Consider the following 17,820-nt stretch of genomic DNA (forward strand, 5'->3'; position numbering starts at 1 on the left):
GGGGCTGGTTCTTCCTCCGAATACGATCCCCTCAAGACCCTCATTATATCAGCTTCGCCCGAACGTACTGAATCAGACCTTCTCCCAATATCTTGAATCATTTGTTTGAGAACCAGGTTCGACATAAGAATGGCTATGCACTTTGGCAAAGGGTTTCAACTGAAGGAGCACCAGATACTCAGCTTTGACAGAGAATTTCATTTTGGGATATCATAGAAATCAGTCTTTGAAGGAGGATGTATGACAATCGACCAAAGAAAATTCGCCAGCAGTTTGGATGAGGTGAAAACCTACATCGGCAAGAAGAGAGAAGAGTCGATGGAGATCGACGGCACGGTTATCCGGGCATACTGCGAGTGCATCGGAGACCCGAATCCCATGTGGAAGCAGACTGCTCCCCCCGGCCTGGTCACCACGGCGATGATCAGCAGTGGCGCCATGTTGATCGGCGTGCCATTGCCCTACAAGCGAAGCGTGGCTGGCGGAGCAGACTGGGAGTTCTTTAGACCCATTAAGAAAGGTGACAAGATCTCCACCAGTCACGAGTTTACGGAGTTGCAGGACAAGTCCGGCGACAAAGGCCCCAGAGCCCTGATGGTATACAAATCAACCCACAAGAACCAGAAGGGCGAAGTGGTCGCCATAAGTACCAATACCATAATGAGCTACTAAACGAAAGAAAAGGGAGGTCAACGATATGGCACAGATTTACTACGAAGACGTCAAAGAAGGCAGTGATATTCCTACCCTGGAGAAGACACCTACAACACGAACCCTGGTTATGTGGGCCGGAGCTTCCGGAGACTTTTTTGAACTCCACTACGAGAAAGAGTTCGCCAAAACTATGGGATTCCCCAATGTTCTGGTTCACGGCAGACTCGAAGCTGCCTACTTGACACAACTCTTGACCGATTGGATCGGCGAGAAGGGCGAACTCAAGAAGATGACCGTTCAGTACCGAGGCAACGCCTTCCCCGGTGATAAACTGCTCTGCAAGGGTAAGGTCACCAAAAAGTATGTCAAGGATGGCCAGAACCTTGTGGAACTAGAGATCTCGGTAGAGAATCCTGCCGGACAAAAGATTACCCCAGGCACAGCCGTGGTTGCCCTCCCCGCCAAGAAATAGAATCTCAGGAAAAGGACCAAAGGTTTTGGGGGAAAGACTAAAAGGAAAGAACGCTTTAGTCACTGGTGCTGGCAGGGGAATAGGCAAAGCTATAGCCTTGGCGCTAGCCGAGGAAGGGGCTAATGTCCTGGTCTGCGACCTCGGTGTGGCTATGGATGGGACAGGAGCTGACAAATCCCCTGCCGACAGCACGGTAGAGGAATGCCGTAAGCTGGGGGTAAGAGCGGCCGCCCATTATGGGGATGTTTCTAACTTCAAGTCCGCTGAGGAAATGGTTCAGGCCTGCGTCAGCAACTTCGGCAGGATAGACATTTTATGTAACATAGCCGGCATACTTAGACCCAAAATGATCTTTAACATGCTGGAGGAAGACTGGGACAAGGTGCAGGCTGTCCACCTCAAGGGAACCTGGAATCTCTGCAGACATGCTTGCGCCTTGATGAGGCAACAAAAGTACGGGCGGATAGTAAACTGTACCTCCGAAGCATATGCTGGAACCGTCGGCCATACCAACTACGGTGCCGCTAAGGGAGGCATCGTCAGCCTGACCTACGCCGTCGCCCGGGAGATGGGACAATACGGAGTGACCTGCAACGCCTTCGCCCCCCGAGCGCGGACAAGAATGAGTGTCGGTGATACTCAGGATCAAGGCCTTCAGAAAAGAATCGAGGCCGGGCTCATCTCGGAGGATCGCCTCCAGGGCATGGAGGAGACCAGAAGGGAAGGCGCTGACCCCGAGTATTTTGCCCCTTTCATAGCCTATTTAGCCAGCGATGCTGCTGCCAATATAAATGGTTGCATCTTTGTCGTTTCCAGAGCCACCATCGGTATCTGGAACCATCCACAGATAGCCAGAAAATTCACCAGGGACTGGGATACGGCGGACAAATGGAGCCTTGATGAACTGGAGAAACTGGTACCCCAGCAATTGCTGGTTGATTATGTTAACCCAGCCCCAACAAGAAAACAGTGAATTCACTTCGTCAGTCGAGAGGGCGGGCTCACCCCTCCTGAGAAGTAAGAGAATTGGTCTTGGTGAGAAACAAGCGCCCTCGAACGAAGAAATTTCGGACTAAGGAGGACTAATTATGGGTGATAAGCTGAAGGGAAGGAACGCAGTTGTCACTGGTGCCGGTAGAGGAATCGGCAAGGCAGTAGCCATGGCGCTGGCTGAGGAAGGTGCCAATGTCGTGGTCTGTGACCTCGGAGTAGCCGTGGATGGGACAGGAACTGACCAGAATCCCGCGAATGAAACGGTGCAGGAATGCAAGAAGTTCGGCGTGAAGGCCATAGCACAATATGGCGACGTATCCAGCTTCAAGGACGCCGAGGCAGCTATCAAAGCCTGCGTGGATAACTTCGGCAGGATAGACATCCTGTGCAATATCGCTGGAATCGACAAGCCCAAAATGATCTGGAACATGACCGAACAGGAATGGGACCAGGTTGTCGGTGTCCACCTCAAGGGAACGTTCAATTTTATCAGGCACGCTGCTCCCCTCATGAGGGATCAGAAATACGGGAGAATCATAAACTGCGTATCCGAGGCATTTATAGGCGGCCCGAGCCACCTGAACTACGCCGCAGCTAAGGGAGGCATTGCCACCTTGACCTACGGTGGAGCCCGCGAGTTGGGCAGATCAGGTGTGACTGTCAACTCAATCTGTCCTCGAGCATGGACCAGGATGACCGCCGACGATAAAGTGATCGAAGGCATTAAGAAAAGAATCGCTGCCGGGCTGATGCCAGCGGACCAGCTTGACAAGATGATGAATGAGCTGGCTGATCCTTCATACTTTGCCACCTTCGTCGCCTACCTGGCCAGCGATGCCGCCGCCAACGTGAACGGCCAGATATTCTTCGTCTCTGGAATTGAGCTGGGGCACTGGAGCCAGCCACAAATAACAACCAAGGTAAGCAGGGACTGGAAGAAGGAAGGCAAGTGGCGGTTCGAAGAGATAGAGAAGCTTGTACCCCAGAAACTGCTGGTTGGTTATGTCAACCCGGCTCCACCACAACCAGAGGATAAAGAGAAGAAAAAATAGCAGTCATCGATCGAGAAGGAGGATTCAACTATGGCTGATAGACTAAAGGGTAAGAATGCAGTTGTAACCGGCGCCGGCAGCGGCATCGGAAAGGCGGTATCCCTAGCATTGGCCAAGGAGGGCGCCAACATAGTGGCGTGCGACTTGGGCGGCGCAATCGACGGCAAGGGCGCCAGCACGTCCCCGGCCGACCAGACCGCCAATGAGTGCAAGCAGCTCGGTGTCCAGGCAATTCCCCAGTACGGCAGCGTGGCGGACTTCAAGGCCGCCGAAGCCATGATCAAGGCCTGCGTCACTACCTTTGGCAGGATTGACATCCTGGTCAATGTTGCCGGCATTGACAGGGCCAAGATGCTCTGGAACCTGTCCGAAGAGGACTGGGATGTGGTGATATCTGTCCATCTTAAAGGGACCTTCAACATGATCCGGCATGCGGCTCCATTGATGAGAGAGCAGAAATATGGCCGGATAGTGAACACCATTTCCGAAGCCTTTGTGGGAACGGTCGGCCACTGCAACTATGGCGCGGCCAAGGGCGGCATCGCCAGCCTGACCTATGCCGCCGCCTGGGAGCTCGGCAAGTACGGCGTGACCTGCAACGCCATCTGCCCTAGAGCCGCTACCAGAATGACGATGGGACCAGATGTACTGGCGGGCTATAAGAAGAGAGTCGAGTCCGGTCTCTGGACCAAAGAGCGATACGACGAAGTGACCCATGTGGCCACGGCTGACTATCTGGCCGCCATCCCAACATACCTGGCCAGCGAAGCCGCCGGCCATGTCAACGGGTGTATTTTCGGCAGTGCCGGGGCTTTCTTCTCCTACTGGGCACCTGCAAAGGAGAGTGCCATATACAACAGAGACTGGGACAACTACGGGCCTTGGACAGTGGGCGAGGTCGAGAAGTGCATGCCCAACCTGCTGAAGGGCTACGTCAACCCGGCTCCACCAGAGAAAGAAGACAAGAAGAAGTAATCAGCCCACTATAGTTCTTGGGCTCTTGGATCTAAGCGCTAGTTTCGAACGGGCCAATCTGACAGATTGGCCCGTTCCGGTTTTCTTGATTCATGGGTCGAATTAGAAACCGTCGCGAAGTACATTGAAGGATCCAGTCCACATAGGGACTAGACGGGACTATCCAAACCACCAGCCGAGTCTCTATCAGCAGAAGCTTTCGGTTTCTTCATCTCCATAAGAATAAAATCATATCCTGACCTGGCTACACATCCACAGGGGACAAATCCGCATTTCTGAAAGCATTTCTGCGCCCTGCTGTTTCTCACCAGGGTATGGAGGTACATCCTCTTCAAGCCTTCTTTCTCAAAAACATAGTTCACCAGAGCAGTTGCTGCATCGGTACCATACCCTGCATTCCAATATGCTGTGTCTCCGATAATGATACCCAGTTCAGCTTCGCCTTTGTCTCGGTCAATATTATAGTAGCTGCAATTGCCAATATGTTTGCCTTCAAGCGTCTCAATAGCGTAGGTATACCCCCTCCCATCATTATGGTTCAACTCTTCAGCATAGCTGAGCAAGTACATCGAGAAGGGTAGATCCAGGGGTAAAGTAGCATCAAGCCCAGCCAGATCAGGGTCACTCTTCCACGCATAATCGTTCCAGGAGTCCTCCAACCTTTTCTCACGAAGTATTACTTTGCCGCCCTTTATCATCCTACGTCATCCCTTACTTCCCACAGCCAGGTCGGAACAGAAAACCGCTGGGGCAAGAACTGCTCCAACCCACCTCGCCTCCCTCCCGACTGCAACGTTCTCACCCAGCGCCTTATAAATATTACCTGAAACAACCGTATCCTTCACACGGCCTACTATTTCTCCCCTCTCCACCTTATATCCCAGGAGAACATTGCCGCTAAAATCGCCCGCAACGACATTGGTCTGCGTAGCACCCATGAGCTGCTCTACTACCAGCCCCTCCTTCACATCTCGAACCATGTCTTCAAAACTGACATCCCCCGTCTCAAGAACCAGGCTGCTTATCGAGGGAGCAGGTAATCCGGCACCAACCCTGTCGCCACTTCCTGTGCTCTCAACACCAGCTAAGCCAGCGGTCTGCAAATCATACAAAAAACTCTTCACTACACCACCATCAATAAGAGGCATGCGGCGGCTGGTTACCCCTTCATCGTCACACGGACGACTTCTGGGACGATAAGCCAGCGTAGCATCATCCCACAAAGACAGCTTCTCATCGAAAACCTTCTTCCCCTTCTTGCCCACTAATGGCGAGACTCCCTGCAGAACCACCCGCCCGTTGAAAGCTACGGTCAAGGGAGCAATCATGGCACTGACTACCCCATGCGGAGTGAAGATTACAGGCAGGTGTCCGGTTGATACCGCAGCCCGCCTCTTGGCCAGCTCCAGCTGGTTCACCACTGAACGGGCCACCTTCTCCATGTCTTTGACCGGATGACAGGAGCTCTCACTATCGCCAACAAACAGCATATCAGTATCCCTGATCAGGTTGCCCTCCAGTCCTACGCCAAAGAAGCTTCGCCTGAAAGCCGCTTCTCCCTCCCGGGAATTCAGGATACACACCGAAACCGTGCCTTTGCCCAGGCTTGCATCACACAGTAGATCCGGAGTATGCCCGCGCACCTGGGATATGAGCGCTTCACCCAGTTCAACCATTTCCTCTATATCGAACGTTTCTGTCTCAGGGTCATACATCGCTATCTGAGGATAGATCTGCCTGGATGGCAGCTCAAATCTGGCCATCGTACCAAATTGAGCCACCTCTACCGCCCGATTGACCAGTGAGACAATGTCATCAAGTGCAGTGGCAGTAGAAAATCCGATCCTCCCCTCTTTCACAATACGAAGCGCAACCAGCATACCCTGGTTCGTCTGTAACTGCTTCAGACGATTTGCCTCAAAGATAACAGGGGTCTCATCGAAGGTGCTCAGGAAAACCTCTGCCTCTTGGGCGCTTTTCTTTGCCAGTGAAAGAATCTCTTCAAGTCGAAGCTTTGAAAAATCGTTCATTCTTGTTGACTACTCTCAATCTCAATAAAAAAATTTTAACAACCCCACCATCACGCCCCACCTATCAGACAATGCTGAATCCGAATGTGAGGGCTGCCATTGGACACCGGCAACGGACTTTGCCCTCCCTTCCCACAACCCCCACCCTGGTTCATCTGCAGGTCATTGCCAATGGCATCTATGTTTTGGAGAGTGGTGAATATGTTGCCGGTGAGTACTACAGAGCGCAGCAGTTCCGCCACCCTACCCTGCCGGATAAAGTATGCTTCGCCAGCCGAGAATGTAAACATCTCCATACTGGTGGTCCCGCCGTACCAGTTCTTAACGTATATTCCTTCTTTAATGTCACCGATTATCTCACCAAATGAGAGCTTCTGCGGCTCAATAAAAGTATTCGTCATGCGCACAATAGGAGGATAATGATAGTCTATTGCCCTGGCATTTCCTGTGGTTGGTTCTTCCATCTTGGCCGCTGTTTCACGGGAGTGAAGCCTCCCTACCAGCACCCCTTCCTTGATCAGATAGGTTCTGGATGCAGGCACGCCTTCGTCATCATACTTATAGCTCCCCCTCAAGCCGGGAACAGCAGCACCATCGACAATATTGAGATGCTCCCCACCGAACCTCCGTCCCAGCACCATGATCTCTCTCATCCGCTCATTCTCATAGGTAAAGTCTGCCTCAGACAAATGCCCAAACGCCTCGTGGGTGAACACACCAGCCAGAATGGGATCGAGAACCACACAGTACTCTCCGCTCTGCACTTGAGGGGCAGAGAGAAGTTCCACCGCTCGATGTGCTATCTCTCTCACCTGCTCATGCAGCCCCTCGACTTGGGTAAAATCACCCCTGCTTCCTACGCTCAGACCTGCCTGCTGTATGTCACCCCCTTCCCGTGCCATTGCACTAACGCGAAGGGAGAGATCGCTGTTCTTCTGCTCGATGTAACTTCCTTCCGAATTGGCAAATATGGCTTTCCTCAGTCTGTCCCTGTAGCCCACCACCGAGGTCTCCACCTTCGGAGTACTCAGGATAATCTCATTGTATTCGTCAGCCAGACGCTTCTTTTCAACCAGAGGGATAGCAGTGCAGTCCCTTTCCGCTGCCTCTTCCAGGGAATCCACCACCGGAGCCACTGAAGCAAACCTAGTAACGCCTTTCCCCACCAATCTCGCCTGTTTCACAGCCAGCTTCACCTTCTCCCGCAAGCTGCCTTGATCATTGAAGCTGACAAAACCCCATCCCCCTTTGACCAATGCCCTTACATTGCCCCCGGAACTGGTGGGCTGACTGACCTCCTCCAGCTCCTTTCCACGATACCGTATACTGGTCGCCTTGTTCTCCTCAAAACGCACCTCAATATACTCGGCATCATGCCCCTTCAAGGCTTCTTCAATTTGATCTCTCTTCAATTGGGACCTCCAGCCTCTCGGAAAGCTCTGTGAAAATCCTGCTGCTGTAAGCGATTCAGTGGGGACATCGAGAGGAACTTCCTCAATCAATTTATAAAGCATAGTCAATTTTCAAGAGAAAAGCCACTTTTTCTTTGGCAATTCAAACGTGTGCTATAATCCTCTGGAAACAATTTCGATAATACAAAGAGGGAACCCGTATGGAAAAGGATGATAAGGCCAAACTCAGAGTACTATTGGACCATTGCGATATAAAGCAAGCCGCACAGCAGACAAACAAGGCCAATGAATTCCTGCTCGCAGCCTTGAAAAGGCTAAAGGAGAAATAAATGTGCCTGGGGAAAGCATATCTTGAGGGAGATGGGAAGAGGGAGCTCATCCTCGAATCGGTAGCACTGATCGAGATCAGGGATAAGATTTTGCACTTATCAACTTTGTTCGGTGAAGAAAAGGACATAACTGCCAGCATCAAGGAGATCGACTTCGAGAATTCGAGGGTCATACTTGAAAGAACCAACTGAACAGAACTAAGCAGATGAGCTGTTTTGAAAGCCTGAAAGAAAAAGGGTACCGCCTTACCCCGCAGCGCATGATGGTACTGGAAGCCCTTCATCAAGCTGAAGGGCATATTACCGCCCCGGAGATATATGGCCGCGTTCGGGCCAAGTATCCCTGGGTCAACAAATCCACCATCTATCGAACACTGGAACTGCTGAAGGAACTCGACCTGGTAACCGAGACCGAGCTTGGTGGAGACAAACTCTACTATCATCATGCTGACAAGGGCCACCATCACCACCTTGTCTGCCAGAAATGCGGGCGGACTATTGACCTGGACGAGAGTCTCCTCACCCCCCTGGAAGACACCCTGAGAAGAAAGTACCACTTTCAGGCCGACCTGAGACACCTCGCCATCCACGGTCACTGCCTCCGCTGCCAGAATTGACTCCTCTTTTTTTGTCTGCTATAATGCAACTAGTTGCAACTACATCTCAATGCAATTACCAGGACGCCAGAAAACTACTAATACTAAGGAGAAAAGCTGCACATACCCGATGGTTATCTGAGTCCGGCGACATGCGGGGTTATGTATGGTGCCACCGCGCCTTTCTGGTACGTAGCCACCAAGCGTGTCCGTCAGGTACTCACCGGGCGCACCGTCCCCGTGCTGGCTCTCTTCGCTGCTTTCATCTTCGTTCTAATGATGTTCAACATCCCCTTGCCGGGGGGCACCACCGGCCACGCGGTGGGTGGCACGCTTCTGGCAATCGTGTTGGGGCCTTGGGCAGCAGTGATCGGTATCTCGGTGGTGCTGGGAATCCAGGCGTTGTTTTTCGCCGATGGCGGCTTAATGACCTTTGGCGCCAATTGTTTTAACATGGCCATAGTCCTGCCTCTGGTGGGATACTTCATTTACAAGGTAATTTCAAGCAATTCAGAAGCTACCTCGACCCGCCGGCTGGTGGCGGCAGTCCTCGCAAGCTACATAGCCCTTGTTGTGGCTGCAGTCCTCACAGGAGTTGAGCTGGGGATTCAGCCCACCCTGTTCCACAACGCTGCCGGCGTTCCCCTCTATGCTCCTTACGCCTTGAATAAAGCTTTGCCGGCCATGTTAGGAGGACATCTTCTTATCGCAGGCCCTGTCGAGGCCCTAGTGACGGGTCTGGTGTTCGCTTATCTGCAGCGAATCCATTCCAGCCTCATCAAAGCGGACGTGCCGGGAAAGAAAGAGGGGAAAATCTGGCTCCTCTGGGGGGCTCTGGGCCTGGTGGGCATGGCAACCCCGGTGGGACTCCTTGCCTCGGGTACAGCCTGGGGTGAATGGGGGGTAGACGAACTGAAGGACCTGGGGCTGGGATTCATACCTGGCGGAATGCAGAGATTTGCTGGGTGGTGGCCGGCTCCGCTGCCGGACTACGGCTTTCCCAGGATGGGAGCAGTCATCGGCTATATCCTGTCCGCGTTCGTAGGTATTGCTCTAGTGGCTTTCTTGCTCTGGCTGCTTGGCCAGAGGCTCACTCGCAAAGGCAAAGACTCGCCCATAGAACAGCCGCCATTAGAAGGGGGCAGTCCGGGGGTGAAGAGCAAAGATTTTCTATCCAGGAACATCTCCAATATCACCCATCTCCTGGAATCCGTGATATCGGCCGAAGACCTGTGCCGCGCCCCGGGATTGCTTCAGGGACTGGATGCCCGCGTCAAGATAGTGACCTTCGTGCTTTTCATTGTCGTTGTAGGTCTGGCCCGGAGTCTGCCGATACTCGCCGCTGTATTTGTCCTTGTCCTGGCCTTCGCCTTGCTATCCCGGGTGCCGCTGGGGGTTTTCCTCAAGCGCATCCTGCTCTTTATCCCTATCTTTACCGCAGTGATTGCCATACCGGCCCTTTTTATTACCCCGGGAGCGCCTCTGGTAATCGCGGGCAGCAAGGTCATCATCACTGAGCAGGGAGCCCGCACCGCGGGTCTCCTAATCCTCAGGGTGACAGACTCCCTGTCTTTTGGGGTGCTCCTTATTCTCACCACACGCTGGACGAACATCCTGGCAGCACTACGCTGGTTTCGTGTGCCCTCGCTTTTCGTAGCCACCTTGGGTATGACATACCGCTACATCTTCCTCTTACTCCACACTGCCAACTCGATGTTCCTGGCCCGGCGAAGCCGCACCCTGGGTAGCCTACCTGGAGGAGAAAACCGGCGGTGGCTGGGTCAAGCGCTGGCTACAACCATGGCCAAGTCACATCACCTGAGCGAGGAGGTCTACCTCGCCATGCTTTCCCGAGGCTACCGGGACGAGGGGCTCGTACTGAATGACCTTAGCCTGAGGCGGCGGGACTTCTTGTGGGTCGCATTTGCCTTGGCCGTAGCGTCAGTCTTATTGTGGAGTAACAGGCTATGATGACACCAGGCGCAGGGCATATATTTGAGACAAGAAACCTGGGCTATGATTATCCCGGCAATATTGCGGCCTTGAGGCAACTAAACCTGACCATTGGCCCGGGGGAACTGGTGGCCCTTTTGGGGGCTAACGGCTCGGGCAAGAGCACTCTACTTAAACTCCTGGACGGACTGATCTTCCCTACGGGCGGACAGTTACTGGCTTTCGGGAAGCCCCTCTCCGAAAAGGCACTGAGAGACGGGCCTTTTGTTCTGGAATTCCGCCGCAGGGTGGGACTGGTATTTCAAGACCCGGATGTGCAGCTTTTTTCTCCCACCGTCTGGGATGAAGTTATCTTCGGTCCCCTTCAGTTGGGAATTCCAAAGGATGAAGTGGTATCCAGAGGTTCGGAGGCCTTGAAACTGCTGAATATCACCCATCTCCGGGAGCGGCCCCCTTATCGCCTCTCCGGCGGAGAGAAGAAGAAGGTAGCCCTGGCCTCAGTGCTTTCTCTACATCCCCGGGTTCTCCTCCTTGACGAGCCTACGACCGGCCTGGATCCGTGGAGCCAGGGGAATCTCATTGATTTTCTGATAGACTGGGCAGATGAAGGCAAGAGTCTGGTCTTCAGCACTCAAGACCTGGACACGGTGGAGGAACTTGCGACCCGCGTGATTGTCCTGGGGGCCGACCATGGCCTCGTGGCCGATGGGAAGCCGGAGGAGTTCCTTTCTAATCCTGATTTCCTCCTCCGGACTAACCTTGTCCATGAACACTCCCATAGGCACAAGGAACTTGTGCACCGTCACCAGCACCTGCACGATCACAGGCACTAATGACCATTACTCAAGCACTCAATATGGGCTCTTGATAACTCAGATCATCACCACACATAAGCTGGAGACTGTGAAGAAGCCCTGAGGGTGGCTTACTCAACCACACCTATCCACTCAGATTCCCACTGGAGGTGACTCGCCGCAGCTGACAGATATAACAAGCTCCTCAGCATAACCCTCCACTCCGATGACATCATGGCTCAAGATGGCGCGGTTGGGAGTCACTGTAGAAGGCCAAGTTAGGGTCCACGACGGTGGGCAGTACCGTACAATACACAGAACCTTTGAACTGGGTTTCAGTCTAGGAGCCTCCACAAGAGAATCGCACTGGGAATGTTTGGTCGTTGGGTCAGACAAGGCTATTGTGCAGACTGAGAGGCCATGGTACTTAGTTCAGGACACGCTTTCGGAAGCCCACTATCCCAGCCCAGAGCACCAGGGCACACAGTGCCAGGAGCACCGGGAAGATCACGTACAGGTGCATGTGTGGTGCTGTGGTCAATGCAGCACGGAAACCCTCGGTCACGTAGATCAGCGGATTAATGCACACCAGAGCCTGCAGCCAAGAGAAACCGGCGACCTTTACAGCCGACAGTGTCGTCCACTGGTAGTAGGTGCCTCCGAGGAACGTAATGGGCAGAACGATGAAGCCGAACATAATGCTGATGTTGCGCGGCTCGATGCGCGTGCCAAGTACCAGCCCCAGGCTGGACGTCATGATGCAGGCGAGCGGGATGAGGGGGATGAGAACCAGCCAGTGCACTGACAGATGAGGGTGGACTCCCTGCGCGTGGACAACCAGCGCGATAGGGAAAACGATGATCGCAGCGATCAGACACTGAATAGCTCCTGCCACTACCTTGCCAATAGCAACCAGGGACACAGGGAGGGGTGCGAGCACCCGGTCCTCGATCTCCTTGGTGTAGCCGAATTCGTTGGCGAGGGGCAGGGCCACCGCCTGGATTCCCTGGAACATGATCGATAGGCCCACTACACCGGCCACCAGCACCGTAGCGAAAGAGGATTCGCCAGTACTCTGGCTTCCGCCGATTCCCTGGCCGATCTGAGGGAAAACGTACAGAAAAACGAAGACCAACAGGAACGGCTGGATGATCGTGCGTGCGGCGAATATGCCAAAGTTCTTCTTCAGTACCGTGAGGTCGCGAAGCAGCAGGGCCTTGAAAGCAGCGAGGCTGGCAGCAGCCTCTGACCGGATGGGTTCGGTAGGGTGAAACGGTACGGCGTCTGCCATTACTCGCGCAGGTCCTTTCCGGTCAGGTTGATGAAGACGGTCTCGAGGGTGGGCTCAGCCACGGACAGGTCGGTTATGTTAAAACCTGCCTGCTCGGCAGCGGCAAACACCTTGGGCAGCACGCCGGCCGTGCCCTTCACGTGAAGTTGAACGGTGGTGTCCAGACGCTGGGTTTTGGTCGCGCCCTCGACCTTCTCCTGAAGGACCCTGCCGAGAGCCTCCAGATCACCGATGGCCGACACGGTCACGATGCTGTCCACACCAACCGACTCCTTGAGGGCCTTGGGGGTATCAATAACCAGGACGCGGCCGCGGTCCATGATGGCCAACCGATTGCAGAGCGAGTCAGCTTCCTCCATGTAATGGGTAGTCAAGAAGATAGTCTGACCCTCTGTGTGCAACTCGCCAAGGATCTCCCATAGTGCTATGCGGCTCTGAGGGTCGAGGCCCGCCGTAGGCTCGTCCAGGAAGAGTACCGACGGACGGTGCATGAGGGCCCGGGCCACCATTAGCCGTTTTGCCATGCCGCCTGACAAGGCCAGCACTGATGACTTGGCCCGGTTGGCAAGGCGGAAACGGACCAGCCACTGGTCGGCCGCTGCCCTGGCGGCCTTGGCACTCATCCCGAAAAACCGGCCGTGGTAGTAGAGGTTCTCCCACACAGTCAGGGCTCGATCCAGAGTGTTGGTCTGGGGTACAACACCTATCAACTGTTTGGCCAAGGCCGGATGAGCCACCACATCTATGCCGGCCACTATGGCCTTGCCAGCGGTCGGAATGACCAAGCTGCTGAGCATGCCAACAGTTGTCGTCTTGCCCGCGCCGTTGGGGCCGAGTAACCCGAAGATCTCCCCACGGCGCACCACCAAGTCGAGCCTATCCACGGCCAAGATGTCACCAGGGTAGCGCTTGGTCAACTGCTCACAGTGGATGACCCCGTCAACTGTAGCATGATCGCCGACCATCTTGGTGCTATCGGTCTGCATAGACAAGTACCTGCCTACTCTAATGTAACTCGAGGCGTCCCCATTCTACTCTGTAATCTCTGTGCGTAAGGGTCTATTGTCAACATTGTCTTCCGGCGCTTATCCACTCTAAATACCCATACTCCACTTGTCAAATTCACACTGTGCGGTGTCCAGGACATACTATTCAGTCCCTGAGGTACGGATATGAAGAAAAGCCGCAACTGGCTTGCCCTCCTTTCCCTGGTCCCGAATCTAACATTTCACCTGGACTAGTTTTCGGGGGGCGGGTCAGTTGAATCAAAGGAGAGGATGACAAGCCTGTTGGCCTTCGCCTTTCCTCAACGCGCAGTACGGTGCTGCGGTAGATCTCTCCTTGCTGAACCAGTTTGTAGCTGGAGCCTCAAATCTTCGTCCCACAACTCATGCAGAACTTGGCATTCTCGGACATCTGGAAGCCACAGTTGGAACAAGACTTCCACGTTGCGGTTCTTGCTTCCGGCTGAATAACAGCCATTTGAGCGTTCGATCCTGCCGTACTTGCCTGGGGGAGGTCATCTGTTCTATCCTTTTCCTTGCGGAAGTCATGGATACTCTTGCCGAGAGCGCCACCAATTTGACCAAGTTTCCCTACCCCGAAGATGAGCACGATGGCAACCACAATAAGGGCGATCTCTAGCGGACCAAGTTCCATGAACCACCTCCTTTGTACCAAAACGGCAGGCAGCTACTGCTTTGCCCAAAATACTATTGTAACTCTGTATATGCCGGGGATGTCAAACCAGCGTTCTCAGTAAAGTCAATACGTGCAAAGTTGAACATGTTGACGAATGGTGTTCTGATCTTGCAGGGTGTCTATTACGAATTGGACTATTCGCTCAATAGAGGCGCAGCTCTCGTCATTGAAGTGTACGCCATTTTCAGAGCCAAACTGTCCTACCACAAGTGTCAAATGCTGGTGGGAAAGCCACTCGGGCTGCTTTGCTTCCCTTTCCTGTCTCGACCCTGTGATCGAAGCTGGGTGTCAGACTTCCGCTGTGACCACGTTGACAGCAGAAATGCGGACTGAACACCTGTGCCATTCTACTGTAGATATACCTTCCTGGAGCCCTCATCGTATGCGTAGAGGTTTCCGAAACGAGCCCAGCTCACGAATGAGGCAAAGACTTGCTCAGGGTTTTCCTGGGGCATCATGGTCCCAATGATCTCCATAATCTTGTCAGCGCCAACTCCGGCTTCACTGTTCGCCGCCAGCAGTTCAGTCATACGCCGATACAAGCGAAGCTCCAGCAACTGCTTTCGCCACAGGAGCTTGCGTTTTTCCTGATCCGACTTCACAAACTCCCTGCCGGTTGCCGTCAAGACGACCAACCGACCAGGCGTGTCCGCAAAGTCGAGTATCTCGGCGGCCCGGACTATTGCGATGAGGCGGCCGAATTCGCGTTGCGTGCTAGTCGCAATCTGGAAGATGTCCTGGCCACCGGCGCGCTCCTGCAGATATTCGAGAAGTCCTATAATCTCGTTTGGGGAGACATCAGGGACCACCTCAATGCCCGGTGGTTGACTATTGTCCGAAGGCACCGCGGCATCGGGCAGCTCATTCCCAGCGATCACATCATGCAGCCGCTCTACCATGGCCAGGAATGCGCCTGAGCGGTAGTCTCTGGGACGTCGTAGATCATTCGGGACAATGGCCCGAACACGCCCTGGTGCTGCGCTGAGAACGGCGATCCGGTCCGCCATATAGACAACCTCCGTCACATCATGGCTAACCATGAGAATAGACGACAGATTGTTGCTCTTCGCACCCCAGATATCTATGACATCTGCGCGGAGACTCTCAGCAGTGAGCGAGTCCACCTGGCTGAAAGGTTCGTCCATGAATAGAATCTCCGGGTTAACCGCCAGAGCTCTGGCGATGCCGACTCTCTGTTTCATGCCGCCAGACAGCTCCCGGGGGTAGGCCTCCTCGAAGCCGCTAAGGCCAACAAGCCGCACTGCGTTCGCCGTTAGATCGTGCACTTCCTCCTTGGGCACCTTTGTCGCTTCCAACGCCACCTCTATGTTTCTGACGATGGTCATCCAGGGGAAGAGGGCAAAGCTCTGAAAAACGATCGCTGTGCCCAGGTTCATGCCCGTGACTGGCTCTCCGTGGTAGCGGACTTCTCCGTGTGTGGGAGGGATAAGTCCTGCCATGATCCTCAGCAGTGTCGATTTCCCACAACCCGATGGGCCAAGCAGGGCGACTACCTCGTTCGGGCCGATCGACAAGCTAATGTCCTCCAGAACTCGAAGGGGGCGCTTGTTGGGCATCATGAAATCCTTAGAGACATGTCGAGCCCCGCACAATGCAGTCATGCCTGATATTCCCACGGCCTCATTCGACATTTGAGATTCCTTTCGTCAGTTTACTTACTCAGCGAAAACCGCTCTTCAGTCAAGCGATACAAACGCTGACATAAGGTTCGATTGACAAGCACCACGATGAGTGCCATGACGACAACGCTGGCGGCGAGCAAAGGTAGGTCGGCCTTTTCGGCGGCTTGACTGATGGTCGATCCCAATACCCAGGTCGTAAGTCCATCCCCTTTGTACATAACATACTCTGACACAATACTCGCGTTCCAGGCGCCTCCTGCCGCAGTAACCCAGCCTGTCACCAGATAGGGCAAGATGACAGGAAGATAGAGAGTCCGGAACCTGCGCCATCTACTAAGGTGGTAGGTCTGGGCTGCTTCCTTCAGATCCGATGGTATTGCCGTTGCCCCAGCGATGACATTGAAGAGAATGTACCACTGGGTTCCCATCAGCATGAGCATTATACTCCCCCATCCAAGCGGGATTCCAGCCAACGAGAGCCCGCCAACCACCAATGGGAAAAGCATGGGGGCCGGAAAGGAAGCCGTGATCTGTACTACCGGTTGAAGCATCCTAGACAGGCGCGGATTGAGACCTATGGCAAGCCCCGCTGGTACGGCCCAGAGCGTTCCTATGGCAGTTGACGCAATGACTCTTGCCAGCGTGACACCCCCGGCACCCAGGATCCGGCCCCACTGGCCCAAGGAAAGATGATGGACGATCTGAACGAGCGCCCAAGTGCCTCCCATCAGCCCCAGCACTATGAAGACCAGCGCAGCCAACGACGCCACGCGTCCTGGCAGCGCGCTGGGCTTGGGAGGAAGCCTTGCTGCTATGGGTTTGGGGATCCGCTGGAATCGGCGGATCATGCGTCGCACGGCTCGGGAGAACAGGGCCACCAGATTGGATCGGCGAAGCAGCTCCCAAAACCAGGAGGTCACCCTCTCGTCACGTGCGCCTTCTTCAACTCGAAACCTTTGCGCCCAGACAACCACTGGTCTCCACAACAACTGGTCCAGCGCCACAATCATCACGATCATGGCTACGATGGCGCTTATCATCGCCGAAACGTTCCCCTCGTGTATAGCCACACTCATGTATGACCCGATCCCGGGGAGCCGAAAGTCCTTGTCCCCAAGGACGAATGACTCGCTGATCATGAGGAAGAACCACCCCCCAGCCATGCTCATCATTCCATTCCAGACAAGCCCAATCATTGAAGAAGGAAGTTCCACCTGCCGGAAGCGCTGCCACCAACTGAATCGGTACACCTCTGAGGCTTCACGCAGGTCCTGTGGAACAGTGCGAAGAGAATGGTAGAAACTGAAAGTCATATTCCAAACTTGGCCCGTGAATATCATGATGATCGATGCCAACTCGAGCCCCACATTGCTTGATGGGAACAAAGCCACAAGAGCCAACACCAGACCGGGCATGAAACCAAGCACTGGAATGCTCTGCATGATGTCCAGCAATGGAACAAGAACGCGTCCTGCAGCCTGATCCTTCGCAGCCCAGTAGCCATAGATGAGCGTGAAAGTCACAGAAAGCCCGAATGCAGCAAGGCCTCTGGACAGTGAGTAGAGCGCATATTTGGGCAATGCCCAGGGAGACAAGTCTATCTGAACCGCGGGACGGAAGTGGCCTGTCACTTCATGAGCAAAGCTAAGCACACCGAAGAACAGGCCTGCGAAGCCGACTAACACCACAACGTTGGCCCATCTCACCGCACGGGTGCGGACCAAAAGATACGAGCTGATCTGGGTCCACGTCCTGTTGGAATTCCCCTTCACTCTTGTCCCTTTGTCCGAGAGAAATCGTCCTCGCTCCCAAACTATTTATTATGATCTTGGAATCCATTAAGTTCAACTGGAGAACAAATGGGACAGGAGCCTCGTGTGGGGTTGCCGAAACGTCGTGAGGTGTGTTTAATCAATCGAAGGGGT

The 17,820-nt window shown here is 54.1% G+C and carries 18 protein-coding genes; 10 read left to right on the top strand and 8 right to left on the bottom strand.

Annotation, left to right across the window (positions count from 1 at the left end):
* Positions 1-240 precede the first annotated feature (240 nt).
* From NTZ04_06830 to NTZ04_06850, 5 genes are all read left to right on the top strand, one after another.
* The gene (locus NTZ04_06830; GenBank protein MCX5992021.1) at positions 241-672 is read left to right on the top strand and encodes a MaoC family dehydratase N-terminal domain-containing protein; all 432 of its coding nucleotides are present in this window, start codon (positions 241-243) and stop codon (positions 670-672) included.
* Between the two features lie 25 nt (positions 673-697).
* Positions 698-1,126, top strand: coding sequence for a MaoC/PaaZ C-terminal domain-containing protein (locus tag NTZ04_06835; protein MCX5992022.1), 429 nt, complete (start codon positions 698-700; stop codon positions 1,124-1,126).
* A gap of 25 nt (positions 1,127-1,151) precedes the next feature.
* The gene (locus tag NTZ04_06840) at positions 1,152-2,099 is read left to right on the top strand and encodes an SDR family oxidoreductase (GenBank protein ID MCX5992023.1); all 948 of its coding nucleotides are present in this window, start codon (positions 1,152-1,154) and stop codon (positions 2,097-2,099) included.
* A 115-nt stretch (positions 2,100-2,214) separates the two neighbouring features.
* Complete coding sequence (locus NTZ04_06845) at positions 2,215-3,171, top strand: SDR family oxidoreductase (protein MCX5992024.1); 957 nt, start codon at positions 2,215-2,217, stop codon at positions 3,169-3,171.
* Positions 3,172-3,201: 30 nt separating this feature from the next.
* Positions 3,202-4,146, top strand: coding sequence for an SDR family NAD(P)-dependent oxidoreductase (locus NTZ04_06850; GenBank protein MCX5992025.1), 945 nt, complete (start codon positions 3,202-3,204; stop codon positions 4,144-4,146).
* A 149-nt stretch (positions 4,147-4,295) separates the two neighbouring features.
* Here the strand turns inward: NTZ04_06850 and NTZ04_06855 are convergent, their stop codons facing one another.
* The 3 genes from NTZ04_06855 to NTZ04_06865 are packed head-to-tail and all read right to left on the bottom strand — an operon-like array spanning position 4,296 to position 7,588.
* The gene (locus NTZ04_06855) at positions 4,296-4,844 is read right to left on the bottom strand and encodes a GNAT family N-acetyltransferase (protein MCX5992026.1); all 549 of its coding nucleotides are present in this window, start codon (positions 4,842-4,844) and stop codon (positions 4,296-4,298) included.
* Between the two features lie 6 nt (positions 4,845-4,850).
* The gene (locus NTZ04_06860) at positions 4,851-6,176 is read right to left on the bottom strand and encodes a metallopeptidase TldD-related protein (protein MCX5992027.1); all 1,326 of its coding nucleotides are present in this window, start codon (positions 6,174-6,176) and stop codon (positions 4,851-4,853) included.
* 50 nt (positions 6,177-6,226) lie between these two features.
* On the bottom strand, positions 6,227-7,588 hold the full coding sequence (locus NTZ04_06865; GenBank protein ID MCX5992028.1) for a TldD/PmbA family protein: 1,362 nt from the start codon (positions 7,586-7,588) through the stop codon (positions 6,227-6,229).
* Between the two features lie 200 nt (positions 7,589-7,788).
* Here NTZ04_06865 and NTZ04_06870 point away from each other — a divergent pair, with 200 nt between their 5' ends.
* The 5 genes from NTZ04_06870 to NTZ04_06890 all read left to right on the top strand — a co-directional run bounded on the left by NTZ04_06870 (position 7,789) and on the right by NTZ04_06890 (position 11,299).
* Complete coding sequence (locus NTZ04_06870) at positions 7,789-7,917, top strand: hypothetical protein (GenBank protein MCX5992029.1); 129 nt, start codon at positions 7,789-7,791, stop codon at positions 7,915-7,917.
* Positions 7,918-8,109 carry a CooT family nickel-binding protein gene (locus tag NTZ04_06875; GenBank protein ID MCX5992030.1) on the top strand — a complete coding sequence of 64 codons (192 nt, stop codon included), beginning with the start codon at positions 7,918-7,920 and terminating at the stop codon, positions 8,107-8,109.
* A gap of 14 nt (positions 8,110-8,123) precedes the next feature.
* Positions 8,124-8,534, top strand: a complete 411-nt coding sequence (locus tag NTZ04_06880; GenBank protein MCX5992031.1) for a Fur family transcriptional regulator — start codon at positions 8,124-8,126, stop codon at positions 8,532-8,534.
* 102 nt (positions 8,535-8,636) lie between these two features.
* Complete coding sequence (gene cbiM, locus NTZ04_06885) at positions 8,637-10,484, top strand: cobalt transporter CbiM (protein MCX5992032.1); 1,848 nt, start codon at positions 8,637-8,639, stop codon at positions 10,482-10,484.
* The gene (locus tag NTZ04_06890; GenBank protein MCX5992033.1) at positions 10,481-11,299 is read left to right on the top strand and encodes an energy-coupling factor ABC transporter ATP-binding protein; all 819 of its coding nucleotides are present in this window, start codon (positions 10,481-10,483) and stop codon (positions 11,297-11,299) included. Before cbiM ends, NTZ04_06890 begins: the two co-directional genes overlap by 4 nt.
* A 388-nt stretch (positions 11,300-11,687) precedes the next feature.
* Here the strand turns inward: NTZ04_06890 and NTZ04_06895 are convergent, their stop codons facing one another.
* The 5 genes from NTZ04_06895 to NTZ04_06915 form a co-directional block, all read right to left on the bottom strand.
* Complete coding sequence (locus tag NTZ04_06895; protein MCX5992034.1) at positions 11,688-12,551, bottom strand: ABC transporter permease; 864 nt, start codon at positions 12,549-12,551, stop codon at positions 11,688-11,690.
* Positions 12,551-13,537, bottom strand: a complete 987-nt coding sequence (locus NTZ04_06900; GenBank protein MCX5992035.1) for an ATP-binding cassette domain-containing protein — start codon at positions 13,535-13,537, stop codon at positions 12,551-12,553. The genes NTZ04_06895 and NTZ04_06900 overlap by 1 nt, the downstream gene beginning before the upstream one ends.
* A 382-nt stretch (positions 13,538-13,919) precedes the next feature.
* Positions 13,920-14,210 carry a twin-arginine translocase TatA/TatE family subunit gene (locus tag NTZ04_06905; GenBank protein ID MCX5992036.1) on the bottom strand — a complete coding sequence of 97 codons (291 nt, stop codon included), beginning with the start codon at positions 14,208-14,210 and terminating at the stop codon, positions 13,920-13,922.
* Positions 14,211-14,599: 389 nt separating this feature from the next.
* Complete coding sequence (locus NTZ04_06910) at positions 14,600-15,904, bottom strand: nitrate/sulfonate/bicarbonate ABC transporter ATP-binding protein (GenBank protein ID MCX5992037.1); 1,305 nt, start codon at positions 15,902-15,904, stop codon at positions 14,600-14,602.
* Between the two features lie 20 nt (positions 15,905-15,924).
* Positions 15,925-17,667: an ABC transporter permease subunit gene (locus NTZ04_06915; protein MCX5992038.1), complete on the bottom strand. Its 1,743-nt coding sequence runs from the start codon at positions 17,665-17,667 to the stop codon at positions 15,925-15,927.
* Between the last annotated feature and the right edge of the window lie 153 nt (positions 17,668-17,820).

Source organism: Chloroflexota bacterium, assembly GCA_026389585.1.
Classification (GTDB): domain Bacteria; phylum Chloroflexota; class Dehalococcoidia; order UBA2247; family RBG-13-53-26; genus JAPLHP01.